General features: G+C 73.9%; 15 protein-coding genes. 10 read left to right on the forward strand and 5 right to left on the reverse strand.

Going from position 1 to position 16,444, the window contains the following annotated elements:
• Positions 1-80: 80 nt before the first annotated feature.
• Positions 81-542 (forward strand): hypothetical protein, encoded by a 462-nt coding sequence (locus FKN01_RS05315; RefSeq protein WP_143616915.1) that lies wholly within the window; start codon positions 81-83, stop codon positions 540-542.
• Between the two features lie 10 nt (positions 543-552).
• Here FKN01_RS05315 and FKN01_RS05320 read toward each other — a convergent pair whose 3' ends face one another.
• Positions 553-2,610, reverse strand: coding sequence for a SpoIIE family protein phosphatase (locus FKN01_RS05320; RefSeq protein WP_143617208.1), 2,058 nt, complete (start codon positions 2,608-2,610; stop codon positions 553-555).
• Between the two features lie 219 nt (positions 2,611-2,829).
• Between FKN01_RS05320 and FKN01_RS05325 the strand changes: the two genes are divergently transcribed.
• The 4 genes from FKN01_RS05325 (at position 2,830) to FKN01_RS05340 (ending at position 6,348) form a co-directional block, all read left to right on the forward strand.
• Entirely contained in the window at positions 2,830-3,084 is a 255-nt protein-coding gene (locus tag FKN01_RS05325; protein ID WP_143616917.1) for a WhiB family transcriptional regulator, read from the forward strand.
• Positions 3,085-3,106: 22 nt separating this feature from the next.
• Positions 3,107-3,427, forward strand: coding sequence for a YkvA family protein (locus FKN01_RS05330; RefSeq protein WP_143616919.1), 321 nt, complete (start codon positions 3,107-3,109; stop codon positions 3,425-3,427).
• A gap of 136 nt (positions 3,428-3,563) precedes the next feature.
• Complete coding sequence (locus tag FKN01_RS05335; RefSeq protein ID WP_143616921.1) at positions 3,564-5,741, forward strand: discoidin domain-containing protein; 2,178 nt, start codon at positions 3,564-3,566, stop codon at positions 5,739-5,741.
• 97 nt (positions 5,742-5,838) lie between these two features.
• Positions 5,839-6,348 carry a mycothiol transferase gene (locus FKN01_RS05340; RefSeq protein ID WP_143617211.1) on the forward strand — a complete coding sequence of 170 codons (510 nt, stop codon included), beginning with the start codon at positions 5,839-5,841 and terminating at the stop codon, positions 6,346-6,348.
• 2 nt (positions 6,349-6,350) lie between these two features.
• Here the strand turns inward: FKN01_RS05340 and FKN01_RS05345 are convergent, their stop codons facing one another.
• Together FKN01_RS05345 and FKN01_RS05350 are read right to left on the reverse strand one after the other, a co-directional pair.
• Positions 6,351-7,664: a phosphoribosyltransferase gene (locus tag FKN01_RS05345; protein ID WP_143616923.1), complete on the reverse strand. Its 1,314-nt coding sequence runs from the start codon at positions 7,662-7,664 to the stop codon at positions 6,351-6,353.
• A 168-nt stretch (positions 7,665-7,832) separates the two neighbouring features.
• The gene (locus FKN01_RS05350; RefSeq protein ID WP_143616925.1) at positions 7,833-9,965 is read right to left on the reverse strand and encodes a SpoIIE family protein phosphatase; all 2,133 of its coding nucleotides are present in this window, start codon (positions 9,963-9,965) and stop codon (positions 7,833-7,835) included.
• Between the two features lie 110 nt (positions 9,966-10,075).
• Between FKN01_RS05350 and FKN01_RS05355 the strand changes: the two genes are divergently transcribed.
• The 4 genes from FKN01_RS05355 to FKN01_RS05370 all read left to right on the forward strand — a co-directional run bounded on the left by FKN01_RS05355 (position 10,076) and on the right by FKN01_RS05370 (position 13,183).
• Positions 10,076-10,777, forward strand: coding sequence for an alpha/beta fold hydrolase (locus tag FKN01_RS05355; protein WP_185992750.1), 702 nt, complete (start codon positions 10,076-10,078; stop codon positions 10,775-10,777).
• Between the two features lie 77 nt (positions 10,778-10,854).
• Positions 10,855-11,532 (forward strand): ABC transporter permease, encoded by a 678-nt coding sequence (locus FKN01_RS05360; protein ID WP_143616927.1) that lies wholly within the window; start codon positions 10,855-10,857, stop codon positions 11,530-11,532.
• A complete protein-coding gene (locus FKN01_RS05365; protein ID WP_143616929.1) occupies positions 11,529-12,215 on the forward strand; it encodes an ABC transporter permease in 687 nt (228 codons plus the stop codon). The genes FKN01_RS05360 and FKN01_RS05365 overlap by 4 nt, the downstream gene beginning before the upstream one ends.
• Positions 12,212-13,183 carry an ABC transporter substrate-binding protein gene (locus FKN01_RS05370; RefSeq protein ID WP_143616932.1) on the forward strand — a complete coding sequence of 324 codons (972 nt, stop codon included), beginning with the start codon at positions 12,212-12,214 and terminating at the stop codon, positions 13,181-13,183. The genes FKN01_RS05365 and FKN01_RS05370 overlap by 4 nt, the downstream gene beginning before the upstream one ends.
• Positions 13,184-13,245: 62 nt before the next feature.
• Here the strand turns inward: FKN01_RS05370 and FKN01_RS05375 are convergent, their stop codons facing one another.
• Positions 13,246-14,409: an ABC transporter ATP-binding protein gene (locus tag FKN01_RS05375; RefSeq protein ID WP_143616934.1), complete on the reverse strand. Its 1,164-nt coding sequence runs from the start codon at positions 14,407-14,409 to the stop codon at positions 13,246-13,248.
• A gap of 106 nt (positions 14,410-14,515) precedes the next feature.
• On the opposite strand from FKN01_RS05375, the gene FKN01_RS05380 reads away from it, so the two are divergent.
• On the forward strand, positions 14,516-15,811 hold the full coding sequence (locus FKN01_RS05380) for an alpha/beta fold hydrolase (RefSeq protein WP_143616937.1): 1,296 nt from the start codon (positions 14,516-14,518) through the stop codon (positions 15,809-15,811).
• A gap of 46 nt (positions 15,812-15,857) precedes the next feature.
• Here FKN01_RS05380 and FKN01_RS05385 read toward each other — a convergent pair whose 3' ends face one another.
• Positions 15,858-16,430, reverse strand: coding sequence for a rhodanese-like domain-containing protein (locus tag FKN01_RS05385; protein ID WP_143616939.1), 573 nt, complete (start codon positions 16,428-16,430; stop codon positions 15,858-15,860).
• Between the last annotated feature and the right edge of the window lie 14 nt (positions 16,431-16,444).

Raw genomic sequence — 16,444 nt, forward strand, 5'->3', positions numbered from 1 at the left:
GGCCGCTCGACGCGCGCCCGGGACACGCGCTGGCTAGGCTCGACCGGGGGCCGACGACCCGTTACGTGGAGGCTCACGCCATGATGCTGTTGCCCGAACCGCGCGACATCCCGCCGCGCCTGGCCACCGGCGCCTTCATCCTCAACTCCGGCCTCGGCAAGCTCAAGGCCGACGAGGGGACCGCCCAGGGACTGCACGGCATGGCCAGCAACGCCTATCCGTTCCTCGGCAAGCTGGAACCCGCCCGGTTCACCCGGTTGCTCGCCTGCTCCGAGATCGCCGTCGGCGCGACCCTGCTGGCGCCCTTCGTGCCGACCCGCCTCGCCGGCCTCGTCCTCACCGGATTCTCCGGCGGCCTCTTCGGCCTCTATCTGCGCACCCCCGGCATGCGGGAGCCCGGCAGCCTCCGGCCGACGCAGGACGGGATCGCGCTCGCCAAGGACTCCTGGATGCTGGGCATCGGCCTCGGCTTCCTCGGCGCGGGCGGCTACCGCGCTCGCGCCACCGCGAAGTGCCGCACCCGGCGCAGGTGCGCACGCTGACCCGGGCCGCTCACGCGTGGACCCGGGCCATCAGCAGCGCCACGTCGTCGTGGCCGTCCGGGTCCCGCAGTTCCCGCAGCAGCCGGTCGCACGTCGCGTCGAGCGACGCGTCCGGGGTGCGGAGCAGCCCCAGCAGCGTCGCCAGGCGGCTGTCGATGTCGTCGTCCCGGGTCTCCACCAGGCCGTCCGTGTACAGGACCAGCCGGTCGCCCGGACCGAAGGGGACCGTGACATCGCTGAAGGGCACCCCGCCCACGCCCAGCGGCGCCCCGGCCGGCAGATCGAGCAGCACCGGCGCACCGCCCTCCGGAATCAGCACCGGCGGCAGGTGCCCGGCGGTGGACACCCGGCACCGCCCGGCGCCCGGGTCGTACACGGCGTAGACACAGGTGGCGAACCACGGGTCCAGCCCGGCGGTGATCTCGTCCAGGTGCCCCAGCACCTCGGCGGGCTCCAGGGAGAGCCGGGACAGGGTCTGGGTGGCGGTGCGCAGCCGCCCCATCGTGGTGGCCGCGTTGATCCCGCTGCCCATCACATCGCCCACCACCAGGGCGGTCCCGCCGCCGCGCAGCCCGATCACATCGAACCAGTCCCCGCCGACCTCGTACCGCGAGGCGGCCGGCCGGTACCGGGACACCACGTCGAGGCCCGCCGGGTCGTGGTGGTTGCGCGGCAGCATGCTGCGCTGGAGCGTCAGCGCGGTCTCCTGCTGCTGGCGGTAGAGGCGGGCGTTGTCGATGCCGACGGCGGCCCGGGCCGCCAGCTCGGCGGCCAGCGCCTCGTCCTCGGCCGTGAACGGCAGCGGGTTGTCCGTCCGGATCAGGTCGATCGCCCCCAGCACCTCCCCCCGGGCGATCAGCGGCACCGCCAGGTACGAGTGCGCCCCGGCCTCGGCCAGCAGGGCGGCCGACCGTTCGTCGCGGGCCACCCTCGCCAGCTTCTCCGCGTCGAGATACGGCTCCCGCACCGGCCGCGCCGTGCGCACACAGCGGGTGACGAGCCGGTCGGCGCCGTAACGGGCGGCCCGGCCCGGTGGATCGGCCGCCTCCACCACGGGCGTCGGCCGGGCGGCGACGACGGCGAGGGCCTGGATGAGGAGCGGGCCGTCGGACGGTCCCGGGCGCCCCTTCAGGACGCTGTCCAGCACATCCACCGCGGCGACGTCGGCGAGCTGCGGCACGGTGACCTCGGCCAGCTCCAGGGCCGTCTGCTCCAGGTCGAGCGTGGTGCCGATGCGCACCGAGGCGTCGGCGATCAGCGCGAGGTGCTGCCGGGCCCGCTCCGCCTCGGCCGCCGCGCGGTACCGGTCGGTGACGTCGATCAACGAGGCGGCGATCCCCAGCACCCGCCCCGCCGAGTCGTCCAGCCGGTACAGCGACACCGACCAGGCGCGGTCGCTGTCCGGGTCGGCGGGGGAGCGGCCGACCACCTGGCGCGACACCTGGGGGACACCGCTGTCCAGGACCTCCCGCGCGGCCCCCTCCAGGCCGTCCGGGCCCAGGAACGACAGCGCCTCGCCCATCGGCCGCCCCAGGTGCTCGGCGGCGCTCACGCCGTCCATCCGTTCCAGGGCGGTGTTCGCGGACAGGAAACGCAGATCGGCGTCCAGCACCGCGAGGCCGATCGGCGACTGGTCGACCAGGCCCACGGAGAGCGCGAGATCCCGCTCCACCCGGCGCAGCACGTCTCCGTCGGCCGCCAGCCCCAGCGCGTAGCAGCCGCCCCGGTCGTCCTGCAACCGCATGTTCCGGAACTCCAGCAGCCGGGTGGTGCCGTCCCTGTGCCGTACGGGGAAGACCCCGGCCCACGCCTCACCGCTGCCCATCACCTCGCCGAACAGGCGCAGCACCAGCTCGAAGTGCTCCTCGTCGACCAGCACCCGGGCGGCGAACTCGCCCAGCGCCTCCTCGGCGGAATACCCCAGGAGCCGTTCGGCCTGCGGGCTCCACAGGACGATGCGGCCCTCGGTGTCCAGGACGAGCGCGGCGACCCCGAGGACGTCGAGCAGGCCGCTCTCGGAGGACCGGCGCCCGCCCGCCCGGCCGGCCTCGCCCCAGCCGATCCGCATGTCATCAGTGCCGCCCACGGACGATCCTTCCCAGCCGTCACCGTGCCCGACGCAGGCCCGCCGTCTCCCATGATCGCCCCTGAGCCGCCGCCCCCGCAGCTTTGAGGGACGTGAAGAGGACGCGAAGGAAGGGCCGCCGGGGTTTCGGGGGCGCAAAGCCGGTCACCCGCAGCGTACCGAGGCAAACGCGACGCACACGACCGTCAGGAGTGAGAGTCCATGGAGAACTGGCGCACGCACGCGGCCTGCCGCGACGAGGACCCGGACCTGTTCTTCCCCATCGGCACCAGCGGTCCCGCGCTCGTCCAGGCCGAGGAGGCGAAGGCGGTGTGCCGACGCTGCCCCGTACAGCAGGAATGCCTGCGGTGGGCCCTGGAGAACAACCAGGACGCCGGGGTGTGGGGTGGTCTCGGCGAGAACGAGCGGCGCGCCCTGAAGCGCCGCACCCGGCACCGGACGCACCGCTCGGGATGAGCCGGATGAGGCAGGATGAAGCATGGACACCAACACGTGGATCATCGCCGGCGCGGCACTCGTGCTGCTCATGCTGGCCGTCGCCGGCGTCCTCCTGGTGCGGGTCCTGAGGGCCAGGAAACTGCTGGCCGACGCCGGTGTCCCGCTGCACAACAAGGCGCTGGTCTGGGCGGCGGTGCTGTACACCGTGTCGCCGGTCGACCTGCTGCCGGACCCGGTCTACCTCGATGACATCGGGTTCCTCCTGCTGGCCCTGCGCTCGCTGCACGCGGCGGCGCGGGCCGCGGGGGTCGGCGGGCGCCCGGAGCGGCCCGCGGAGACCGGGCGCGACCTCGTCCGGTAGTTCCCCGCGCACCACCCGGTGAACCCGGCGCGTCCTGATCGTTGACAGCTGGACGCGTACACGTCACTCTCCTGGGAGAGCGCTCTCCCAACCCGCCGCGGGATGCCCGTCCCGCACTCTTCCGCCAGGAGAGAATGTGCCCAGAGCCGGTTCGGCCCTGCCCGCGAGACCCCGCGCGGGCACGCTGCTGATCACCCTTCTCGCCCTCGTCGCCTCGTCGCTGGTCATGCTGACCGCGCCCGGCGCGCGGGCCGCGGAATCCCTGCTGTCGCAGGGGAAGACCGCCACCGCCTCCTCCTCGGAGGGCGCCGGCTACGCGGCATCGGCCGCCGTGGACGGAAACCTCACCGGCACCCGCTGGGCCAGTGAGTGGAGCGACCCCCAGTGGCTCCGGGTCGACCTGGGCGCCACCGCCGACCTCAGCAGGGTCGTCCTGACCTGGGAGTCGGCCTTCGGCAAGGCGTACGAGATCCAGGCGTCCGACAACGGCTCCGACTGGCGCACCCTGAAGACCGTCACCAACGGCGACGGCGGCACCGACGACCTCGCGGTCAGCGGTTCCGGCCGCTACGTCAGAATGCACGGCACCGCCCGCTCCGGCGGCTACGGCTACTCCCTGTGGGAGTTCCAGGTGTACGGCACCACCGGCTCCACCGACCCGGACCCCGGCACCGGCGGAGCCGTCCGCGTCACCGGTTCGCAGGGAAACTGGCAGCTCACCGTCGGCGGCGAGCCGTACCAGGTCAAGGGCCTGACCTGGGGGCCCTCCGTCAACGACGCGGCGCGCTACATGCCCGACCTGAAGTCCATGGGCGTCAACACCATCCGGACCTGGGGCACCGACGGCACCTCCAAGCCGCTGCTCGACGCGGCGGCGGCCAACGGCATCCGCGTGGTCAGCGGCTTCTGGCTGCAGCCCGGCGGCGGCCCGGGCTCGGGCGGCTGCGTCGACTACCTGACCGACGACGCCTACAAGTCCTCGTCGCTCACCGAATTCGCCAAGTGGGTGGACACGTACAAGAGCCACCCCGGTGTGCTCATGTGGAACGTCGGCAACGAGTCGGTGCTCGGGCTGCAGAACTGCTACGGCGGCGACGAACTGGAGAAGCAGCGCGACGCCTACACCACCTTCGTCAACGACGTCGCGAAGAAGATCCACACCATCGACCCGGACCACCCGGTGACCTCCACCGACGCCTGGACCGGTGCCTGGCCCTACTACAAGCGCAACGCCCCCGACCTCGACCTGTACTCGATGAACTCCTACGGAGACATCTGCGGAGTGCGCACCGCCTGGGAGACGGGCGGCTACACCAAGCCCTACCTCATCACCGAGGGCGGCCCGGCCGGTGAGTGGGAGGTGCCGGACGACGCCAACGGGGTCCCGGACGAGCCCACCGACGTACAGAAGGCCGAGGGCTACACCAAGGCGTGGAACTGCGTCACCGCACACCGGGGTGTCGCGCTGGGCGCCACCTTCTTCCACTACGGCACCGAGCACGACTTCGGCGGCGTCTGGTTCAACGTGGTGCCGGACGGCAAGAAGCGGCTCTCCTACTACGCCCTGAAGAAGGCGTACAGCGGCTCCACCGCGGGTGACAACACCCCGCCCGTCATCAGCGACATGACGGTGCAGAACGCCGGCGGCGCTCCCGCGGGCAAGGAATTCACCCTGCGGGCCGACGTCCGCGACCCGGACAACGACCCGGTCACGTACAAGATCTACCTGAGCGGCAACTACGCGACCGGTGACAAGGCTCTGGTGGAGGCCACCTGGCGGTCCACCGGCACCGGCACCTTCGCGGTGACCGCGCCCGGACGGCTCGGGGTGTGGAAGGTGTACATCCAGGCCGAGGACGGGCACGGCAACGCCGGCATCGAGACCAAGTCGGTGAAGGTCGTGGTGCCCCCGGTCAGCGGCACCAACATCGCGCTCGGCCGCCCCGCCACCGCCACCTCCGCCCAGGCCGGCAGCAGCGGCTGCCCCTGCACCGCGGCGATGGCGACCGACGGACGGCTGGACACCCGGTGGGCCAGCGACTGGAGCGACCTGCAGTCCATCCAGGTCGACCTGGGTGAGCGGAAGTCGTTCCGCCACCTCCAGCTGGTGTGGGACCCGGCCTACGCGAAGTCCTACGAGGTGCTGGTGTCGGACGACGGCGACTCCTGGCGGTCCGTGTACACCACGACCACCGGGGACGGTGACGCCGACGACCTCGACCTCGCGCAGACCGCCCGCTACGTGAAGCTCGCTCTCACCCAGCGGGGCACGGCGTGGGGCTACTCCCTGTGGGAGTTCGGCATCTACGCCTGAGGACCGGGCGGGCACCGGCGGGACCGTCCCCGCCGGTGCCCGCCCCGGCGCGTGTCGGTGGCCGCACAGGGGAAGGGGAACGGCCATGGTTGAACGCATGAACGTCACCGACATCCTGACCGATGGGTACGCCCGCATCCAGGAGGCCGTGCACGCGGCCGTCGAGGGCCTGGGCCCCGACGACCTCCACGCCCGGCTCGACGACGGGGCCAACTCGATCGCCTGGCTCATCTGGCACCTGACCCGCGTCCAGGACGACCACATCGCGGACGCGGCCGGCACCGAACAGCTCTGGACCGCCCAGAACTGGGCGAGCCGCTTCGACCTGCCCCTTCCCACCGACGCCACCGGGTACGGGCAGAGCAGCGAGGAGGTCGCGGCCGTCCGGGTGGGCTCGGCCGATCTGCTCACCGGCTACTACGACGCCGTCCACGAGAACACCCTCGGCTACCTCCGGGGCCTGGACGGCCACGCGCTGGGCCGCGTCGTGGACGAGGGGTGGGACCCGCCGGTCACGCTGGGGGTGCGGCTGGTCAGCGTCCTGTCGGACGCACTCCAGCACGCCGGCCAGGCGGCCTTCGTCCGGGGGGTGCTGGAGCGCCGCTAGCCTCACGTACGGTCGTGCTCGCGGCCGGGTCCCGCGCCGGACAGATGGCCCAGGAACCACGCGCGGGCCCGCTCGGCGACCTCGTCCAGCGCGCCAGGCTCCTCGAACAGATGCGTCGCGCCGGGAACGACGTCGAGCCGGCTCTCGCAGCGCAGCTCCGCCCGGGCCCGGCGGTTCAGGTCCAGCACCTCGGTGTCCCGGCCGCCCACCAGCAGCAGGGTGGGGGAGCGGACCTCGCCCAGGCGGGCGCCCGCCAGATCGGGCCGGCCGCCCCGCGAGACGACCGCGCCGACACTCGTGTCCCGGTCCGCGCCCAGAACGGCCGCCGCCTGGAGCGCCGCGGCCGCGCCCGTGCTGGCACCGAAGACGCCGAGCGGCCCGGGCGCACGGCCCCGCACCCAGGCGGCGGCGTCCACCAGGCGGCCGGCCAGGGCCGCGATGTCGAAGACGTGGCCGCCCTCCGCCTCCTCGTCCGCGGTGAGCAGGTCGAACAGCAGCGTGCCGAGGCCGGCCCGGTTCAGCGCCGCCGCCACCGACCGGTTGCGCGGGCTGTGCCGGCTGCTCCCGGAGCCGTGGGCGAACACCACGAGCGCCCCGGAGCCGCCGGCCGGGGTGAGGGTGCCGGGCAGGCCGACCCCGCCGGCCTCCACCAGGACGTCGCTGGTCAGCCGGGGCCCGTCCGGCCGGGCGGCCCGGGCCAGCAGCGCGACGACCTCCTCGTCCGGCGTCTGGCCGAAGTCCCGGTACCACTCGCCGACCGCCGAGAAACCGGCCGGTGACGACAGGCAGACCAGTTCGTCCGCCTCCTCGCGCAGCCGGGCGGCGGCGGACGGCGGCGCGACCGGCACCGCCAGCACCACGTGCGCGGCGCCCTGCGCCCGGGCCACCGCGCAGGCGGCGAGCGCGGTCGCGCCGGTGGCGATCCCGTCGTCCACGAGGACCACGGTGCGCCCGGCCAGCGGGACGCGCGGCCGGTCGCCCCGGAACTTCCCGGCCCGGCGCCGCAGTTCGGCCTCCTCCGCCTCCTGGACGGCCGCGGTGTCGGAGTCCGACACCCCGGCCCGGCGCACGATGTCGTCGCTGATGATCCGGACGCCGCCCTCCCCGATGGCTCCGAAGCCCAGTTCCGGGTGGTGCGGGACGCCCAGTTTGCGGACCACGATGACGTCCAGCGGGGCGCCGAGCTCCAGCGCGACACGGAAGGCCACCGGCACACCGCCGCGGGGGAGTCCCAGCACGACGGGATCGCTCTGCGCGAGGGGACGGAGGGATTCGGCGAGCCGCCGGCCCGCGTCGGCCCGGTCGGCGAACAGCACGGGACTCACCCCACATCGACAGCTGCGTACGGCCGTCACCCGTCGAGTGCCGGGCGACGCGCGTACCTCGTTCCAATCAACCGCGCTCGCCCGGCCCGCGCAAATCGGCGAAGGCGCGCGGGATCCCGAAACACCTGCCGGCCGCTTGCCGGATGAAGCGGCCGCGCGTCAGCCGCCCTCGCCCCTCAGCGCCTCGATGAGGAGCAGCGCGATGTCGTCGCTGCCCGGCGTGACGTCCTTCGCGTACCGGACGAGGCTGTCGGCGACGGACTCCATCGAACGGCCGGTGTGCAGGCCGAACTGGTCGGCGAGCGCCGCCGTCGACCGGTCGATATCGGTGCCCGGCACCTCCACGAGCCCGTCCGTGTACAGCGCGAGCGCGGCGCCCGGCGGCAGTGGGATCTCCGTCGTCGGGTAGCGGGCGTCCCGGTCGATGCCGAGCAGCAGGCCGGGCGGCAGCCGCAGCACCTCCGTGTTCCCGCCGGGGTGGCGGAGCAGCGGCGGCGGGTGTCCGGCCGTGGCCAGCAGGGCGCGGTGGCCCGCCAGGTCCAGATGGACGTAGAGGCAGCTGGTGAACAGGCCGGCGTCGAGGTCGGCGAGCAGCCGGTTGGTGCGTGCCAGGACCTCGGCGGGCGGTGCGCCGGCCGAGGCGTGCACCGCCGTGCGTACCTGCCCCATCAGCGCGGCGGCCGTCACGTTGTGGCCCTGCACGTCGCCGATGGCCGCGGCGGCGGTGGTGGCGTCGAGCGGGATGACGTCGTAGAAGTCGCCGCCGATGCCCATGCCCCGGGTGGCGGGCAGATAGCGGGCGGCCACGTCGAGTCCGCCGATCCGGGGCAGGGTGTGCGGGAGCAGATGAGCCTGGAGGCTGTGGGCCAGCCGCTCCTTCGTGTCGTACAGGCGGGCCCGGTCCAGGGCCTGGGCGATGAGCCCGGCGATCGAGGTGAGGAGGGCCCGTTCCTCCGGCTCGAAGGAGCGCGGGCGGTCGTAACCGAGGACGAGCGTGCCGACCGGCCGCCCGGAGGCGAACAACGGAAGGAAGGCCCACGCGGCCAGGCCCTTCTGGAGAGAGGCGGGCCGGAAGGCGCGCCGGAATTCGTCGGACGTCCGGTAGAAGGCGGGCACGCCGGTGCTCAGCACCTGGGCGACGGGAGCGTCGGACGTCAGGGGTGCGCCCTCGAAGCACTCCATCAGCTCGTCGCTGAAGCCCCGGTGCCCCTCGATGCGCAGCCGCCCCTCCGCGGCGGTCAGCACGGCGAGCGCCTGGACGCGGAAGGCGGGCACCAGCTGTTCGGCGATCAGCTCGACCACGTCCTGGATGCCCACGGCCTCCGTGAGCGTCGCGGCCAGGTGCATCAGGTGGTAGAGGGCGACGGCACGCCCCGGGGCGTTCGGCGAGGCGGACGCCCCCGTGGCGGCGGGGAGCGGTGAGGAGTGCGGGCCGGTGACCGGGGTGATGTACACGCTGATGCCGGACGCGTCGGGGTAGAGGCGGAAGGACAGCCACTGGTCCGGAGGCCGCAGGGCGACGAAGGACATCGGCTGCCGGCTGATGATCGCGCCCCGGTACTGGTCCTCGAACAGCGGATCGGACATCCAGCGCAGCGACTCCCACGGCAGCGTCCCCACCAGGTCCTCGACGCGTCCCCCGACCAGGCCGGCACCGGTCTCCGTGAGATAGGTGATCCTCCCGTGGAGGTCGAGGGTGCAGCAGCCGCCCGGCAGCCGGCCCACGAATTCCGCCGCGGCGACCGCCTCGGTGTGGGCCGGCGGCGGAGCGGTGGCCGGGGGCAGCACCCGCGGCCCCGCGCCCGCTTCCACCGGGCGGCCCCGCTCCCGCGCCTCGTGGAGCACCCGCGTGGCGTCGCGGCAGCAGTGGTCGACCGCCGCCCGCTCCTGCGGCGCCAGCTGGGGCGGGTGGGAGCCGGGCCAGAGCAGGACGAGCCCGCCGTGTGCCCCGGTCTCGTCGGCGAGGGGCGCGGCGGCCAGCGCGAACCGGTAGGGCAGGACGAGCGCGGGGCGCGGATACCGCCTGGCCAGCTCCTCCTGGCTGCCCAGCCACACCAGATGCCGGTCCTTCACCGCGTCCGACACCGGCATGGGCGCGGACAGCGGTACGCGGAGCCAGGGGTCCGCGATCTCCGGCGGAATCCCGGCGAGCACGGCCAGCCTGAGCGTCGATCCGCCGGGCGGCAGCAGGTAGAGCATCGCCACGGCGGCGCCCGTGTCCCGTACGGCGCAGGCCACCGCCGCGTCCAGACGCTCCTCCGCCGAGGCCATGGCGGGTCCGACACTGCTCATAACCGGACAATACGCCCACCCCTCGCGCTCGACACCGCGATACCGGCCACCACGACGCGCTTCCCGGCGGTCCTGGGGGCATTGTCGGACCCAGCCCTTAGGGTCCGCCCATGACTGATTTCGTACTGGTGGCAGGCGCCTGGCTCGACGGGTCGGCGTGGGACGACGTGGTGCCGGGGCTGCGCGCGGCCGGGCACGGCGCCCATCCGGTGACCCTGTCCGGGCTCGGCGGGAAACGGGAGCGGCCGGTCGGCCGGCAGACCCATGTGTCCGACGTCGTCGAGGAGGTGGAGCGCCTGGGCCTGCGCGACGCCGTCCTGGTCGGCCACAGCTACTCCGGCATCCCCGTGGGCCAGGCCGCCGAGCGCCTCGGCGGCCTGGTGGCCCGGGTCGTCTTCGTGGACGCCTGCGTACCCGCCGACGGCGAGTCGTTCGTCTCGGCGTGGTGGCAGGGGCCGGCCGAGCTCCAGCGGCGGCTCGACGCGAACGGCGGGCTCTGGGCCGTACCGGAAGCCGGTGAGTTCGAGGGCCAGGAGCTGACCGGCGAACAGATCGCCCGGTTCTTCGAGAGGGCGACACCGCACCCCGGCGCCGCCCTGGCCGACCCGGCCGTCCTGGACCGCCCGCTCGGCGAGCTGCCCGCCACCTACATCAAGTGCCTCCTGGACGGACCGGAACCGGGCGACGACGTGGCCCGGCTGCTGACGAGCGAGCGGTGGGAGCTGGTCACCATGGACACCGGCCACTGGCCGATGTTCTCCCGCCCGGACGAACTGGCCGCGATCCTCGCCGGGGCCGTCACCCCCTCCTGACCGACGGGCGGCGGCGCGGTGGCCCGATCGGACGGCCCGGACGCGCGCGCCCGGGCCGCGCGGGCTGCAATGGAGGGGTGACCGCGCCCCCCGACGACTGCCTCGCGCGCAACGAGTGGGTCTGCGGCGCCTACCTCAGCAGCCGCCGCCACATCCTCTGGGACGCGGCGCTCCAGCACATCCAGCTCACCGCGGTCTCCGTGCTCATCGCCCTCGCCCTCGCCCTGCCGCTCGCGCTCGCCGCGCGCCGCTGGCACTGGGCCGCCGGACCCGTCCTCGGAGTGACGACGATTCTCTACACCGTCCCGTCGCTCGCCATGTTCTCCCTGCTCCTGCCGGTGTACGGGCTCTCCGCCTCGCTCGTCGTCGCGGGCCTCGTCCTCTACTCGCTGACCCTGCTCGTGCGCAACGTGCTCGCCGGGCTGCGCGCCGTCCCCGAGGAGACCCGGCAGGCGGCGCGCGGCATGGGCTACGGCCCCGTACGGCTGCTGGTGGCCGTGGAACTCCCGCTCGCCCTGCCCGCCGCCATGGCCGGGCTGCGCATCGCCACCGTCTCCGCGGTCTCCCTGGTCACCATCGGGGCGATCGTCGGCTACGGCGGGCTCGGCAACCTCATCTACGCCGGGATGAACACCTACTTCAAGGCCCAGGTGCTCACAGCGTCCGTCCTGTGCGTCGTCATCGCCGTCGCCGCCGACCTGCTCCTCCTGCTGCTGCAGCGCCTGCTCACCCCCTGGACGAGGAGCCGCACGTGAACACCCTGGCGGACGCCTGGTCCTGGCTCACCACCTCCGCGCACTGGCAGGGCCAGGACGGCATCTGGGTCCGGCTCGGCCAGCACCTCTTCCTCACCGCCGTCTGCCTCCTGATCAGCTGCCTCATCGCGCTCCCCGTCGCCCTGCTCCTCGGCCACCTCGGCCGCGGCGGCGCGCTCGCCGTCAACATCTCCAACGTCGGGCGCGCCGTGCCCACCTTCGCCGTCCTGGTGCTCCTCCTGCTCACCCCGGTCGGCCGCTGGGGCGAGGGCCCGACCGTCGTGGCGCTGGTCCTGTTCGCCGTGCCCCCGCTGCTCACCAACGCGTACGTCGGCATGCGCGAGGTCGACCGGGACGTCGTCCGGGCCGCCCGGGGCATGGGCATGACGGGCCGCCAACTGCTCCTCCAGGTCGAGGTGCCGCTCGCCCTGCCCCTCATCCTCACCGGGGTACGCGTCGCCGCCGTCCAGCTCGTCGCCACGGCCACGATCGCGGCCCTCGCGGGCGGCGGAGGGCTCGGCCGCATCATCACCGCCGGGTTCAACCTCGCCTCCACCCCGCAGGTGGTCGCCGGCGCGGTCCTGGTCGCCGCGTTCGCGCTGGTCGTCGAGGGGGTCTTCGAGGCGGCCCAGCGGTTCGCACCGCGCCGGTTCGGGCTGCGCGCGAGGGAGGAGACCGCGTGAGGGGCGGCCCCCGCCGGCGGGCGGGCCGCCCGCTCGCCGCGCTCCTGCTGCTGACGGCCACCGCCTGCACCACCGGACCGGCACTGGAGAACCAGGGCGCGGTCACCGCCCCGCCCGGCGACAGCAAGCACCTGACCATCGGCTCCGCGGGCTTCACCGAGAGCGACCTCCTCGCCCAGATGTACGCCCTGCTGCTGGACAGCGCCGGATACTCCACCAAGATCATCTCCGTCACCAACCGGGAGATCTACGAACCCGCCCTGGAGAACGGCCAGATCGACGTGGTCCCCGAGTACGCGGCCACCTTCGCCGACTGGCTGAACGCGAAGGAGCACGGCGCCGACGCGGCTCCGGTCGGCTCGCCGGACCTCGCCGCCACGATGAAGGCCCTGCGCGCCCTGGCCGCACCACGCGGGCTCACCGTCCTCGACCCCGGCCGGGCCGTGGACCAGAACGCGTTCGCCGTCACCGCCGCCTACGCGCGCGAGCACCGTCTCAGGACGCTCGGCGACCTCGGCCGCTCGGGCCTGCCCGTACGCCTCGCGGCCGGCGACGAGTGCGTCCGGCGCCCGTACTGCGCGCCGGGGCTGAAGAAGACGTACGGCATCGACATCACCGCCGTCGACCCCAAGGGCGTCGGCACCACACAGGCCAAGCAGGCCGTGCGGAGCGGCCGCGACCAGATGGTGCTGACCACCACCACCGACGCCACCCTGGACGACTTCGGGCTCGTCCTCCTCACCGACGACAAGCACCTCCAGAACGCCGACTACCTCGTCCCCGTCGTCAACCAGGCCCGGGCCGGCGGCGAAGGCGTGCGCAACGCCCTCGGCAAGCTGAACACCGTCCTCACCACCGCCGACCTGGCCCGGCTCAACGAACAGGTCGACAGCTGGCGACGGCTGCCCGAGGACGTGGCCCGCACCTACCTGCGCTCCGCACACCTCATCCCCGGCGACCGGGGGTGAGGACCCGAAGCGGCATGCCGGCGGTACGCCACGGGCACCCGGCCGGACGCCGGCCGCGCCCCTCAGGCGTCCGACACCGAGTCGAACCGCACCTCGTCGCGCCCCACGCCCTGCGCCTCGGCGTCCACCGACCGCCGCAGCGCCTCATGGAGCTTGGCCGGAGTCAGCACCCCGAGAAAGCGCGCCCCGTCCAGCACCGCGATCCACCCCGCGTCCCGCTGAAGCATCTCGCTGAACGCCCGCTTCAGCGGCGCGCCCACCGGCACCCACGCGTCCATCCGGCGGGCCAGTTCGCCCACCGTGCCCTGGTCCCCGGCGATCCGCAGCGCGTCCGCCGACACCCAGCCGTGCAGCTCGCCCGCCTCGTTCAGCACGACCGCCCAGCGCGCCCCGGCCGCGCCCAGCCGGGCCGCCGCCACCCCCGCCCGCTCGTCGAGGCGGGCCAGCGGCGGCTGCTCCAGGTCGTCCGGCTCGATCGCGGTGACCGACAGCCGCTTCAGCCCCCGGTCCGCGCCGACGAACTCCGCCACATACGGGGTCGCGGGCGAGCCGAGCACCGCGGCCGGCGTGTCGAACTGCTCGATGCGCCCCTGCCCGTACACCGCGATCCGGTCACCCATCCGGACGGCCTCCTCGATGTCGTGCGTGACCATCAGGACGGTCTTCCTCACCCTCGACTGGAGCTTCAGGAACTCGTTCTGCAACCGCTCGCGCACCACGGGGTCCACCGCGCCGAACGGCTCGTCCATCAGGAGCACCGGCGGGTCGGCCGCGAGCGCCCGCGCCACACCGACGCGCTGGCGCTGGCCGCCGGAGAGCTGCGCGGGGTAGCGGGAGCCGTACACCGACGGGTCCAGGCCCACCACGTCCAGCAGCTCGGCCGCCCGCTCCCGGGCCTTCGACCGCTTCCAGCCCACGAGCGCCGGCACGGTCGCCGTGTTGTCGAGGACCGTACGGTGCGGGAAGAGCCCCACCTGCTGGATGACGTAGCCGATGCCCCGCCTCAGCTTCACCGGGTCGGTCCGCGCGATGTCCTGGCCGTCCACCAGGATGCGGCCCGAGGTCGGTTCGATCAGCCGGTTCACCATCATCATGGTGGTCGTCTTGCCGCAGCCCGAAGGGCCGACCAGGGTGACCAGTTCTCCCTCGGCGACCTCGAAGGACAGCGCGTCGACCGCGGTCGTGCCGTCCGGATAGACCTTGCCGACCTGCTCGAACCGGATCATGAGAGCACGGTAAGGAGCACGGCGCCCCGGCCGCACACGGGCCGCGACCGTCCGGGGCACACCGGTGTGCTGAACTGTCCGGGAACCATCCGATCCAGGAGCACCCTTGAACAGCTACCGGCAGCCCGGCCTCGTCCTCACCGACCACCGCTTCACCGTCCCGCTCGACCACGCGGACCCGGGCGGTGAACAGATCGAGGTCTTCGGCCGGGAGATCGTGGCCGCGTCCAAGGCCGGACAGGAGCTGCCCTGGCTGCTGTACCTGGAGGGCGGTCCCGGCTTCGGCGCCCGGCGCTTCACCGGGGCCGAGGCGTGGCTCGGGCGGGCGGTGCGGGAATTCCGGGTGCTCCTGCTCGACCAGCGCGGCACCGGTCTGTCCTCCCCGGCCAACCGGCAGACCCTCCCGCTCCGGGGCGGACCGCGCGAGCAGGCCGACTACCTCGCGCACTTCCGCGCGGACAGCATCGTGCGGGACTGCGAGTTCATCCGCCCCCAGCTGACCGGCGGCGCGCCCTGGACCGTTCTCGGCCAGTCGTTCGGCGGCTTCTGCGCCGTCCGCTACCTCTCGTCCGCGCCGGAGGGGCTGCACACCGTCCTGATCACCGGCGGTCTGCCCTCCCTCGACGCCCACGCGGACGACGTCTACCGGGCCGCGTACCCCCGCATCGAACGGAAGGTCGCCGCACACTACGCCCGCTACCCGCAGGACGTCGAACGCGCCCGGGAGATCACCGCTCACCTCGCGGAGCACCGTCTTGAGAGCGCCGGGCACCGGCTGACGCCCGAGAGCTTCCAGTCCCTCGGCATCATGCTCGGCGGCGGCAGCGGCAGCCACCAGCTGCACTACCTCCTGGAGAACGCCTTCGTCCGCACCCCGCACGGCACGGAGCTCTCCGACACCTTCCAGGAGGCCGTGCGCGCGGCGACCTCCTTCGCCGGACACCCGCTGTACGCCCTCATGCACGAGGCCATCTACGGCCAGGGCGGGCGCCCCACGGACTGGGCCGCCGAGCGGGTCCGCGCCGAGTTCCCGCAGTTCGACGCCGCTACGGCCCTCGCGGGCGACGGGCCGGTCCTGTTCACGGGCGAGTCCATCCACCCCTGGCACTTCGAGGTGGACCCCGCACTGCGCCCGCTGCGCGAGACGGCCGCGCTCCTCGCCGCCCGCGCCGACTGGGAGCCGCTGTACGACCCCGAGCGCCTGGCCGCCAACGAGGTCCCGGTGGCCGCCGCCGTGTACCACGACGACATGTACGTGGACACCGCCCACGCGCTGCGCACCGCCGCCGCGATCCGCGGGCTGCGCACCTGGGTGACCGACGAGTTCGAGCACGACGGGCTGCGCGCGGGCGGGCCCCGGGTGCTGGACCGGCTGCTCGCGCTGGTCCGCGACGAGGTCTGACACACAGCGCGCGGGGCCGGCCGCGCCGGGCCGGCCCCGCGGTGGCTCAGCCCTGGAGGGCGTTCAGCGTCGCCTCCAGGCTCGCCGCCGAGCGCGGCGCGCGGTTGTGCGGGAGCTTCGACAGGACCGCCGCCATCCCGCAGGTGTTGGTGACGGCCGAGAAGACGAGACCGGAGCCCACACCGGCGGACAGCCAGCGCGCGGCGGGGTACCGGACGCCCGCCAGCAGCCCGGCCACCACGAGCGAGCCGGCCGCCAGCCGGACCTGGCGCTCCATCGGCCAGGTGGCCCGCGCGCCCACCGGGCGCTCCAGGCCGTGGCCCTCGCTCTCCCAGGCGGAGGTGCCGCCGGTGAGCGTCGCCGCCTCGATGTCGGCCTCCGCCAGGAGGTCGCAGGCGCGCGTCGAGCGGTTGCCCGAAGCGCACACCATGAGCAGCGCGCCGCGGGCGGACGCGGACTTGAGCGCGGGCAGCGCCTCGTCCAGCCGGTCGAGCGGTATGTTCACCGCCCCCGGCACGTGCCCCGCCGCGAACTCACCGGGTGCGCGTACGTCGATCACGGTGAACTCCGTGAGCCGGGCGGCCGCCTGGGCGGGGGAGAGGGATACGGGGCTGGTCACGAGCTGTGTTCCTT

This window comes from Streptomyces sp. 130 (assembly GCF_007096885.1).
Classification (GTDB): Bacteria; Actinomycetota; Actinomycetes; order Streptomycetales; family Streptomycetaceae; genus Streptomyces.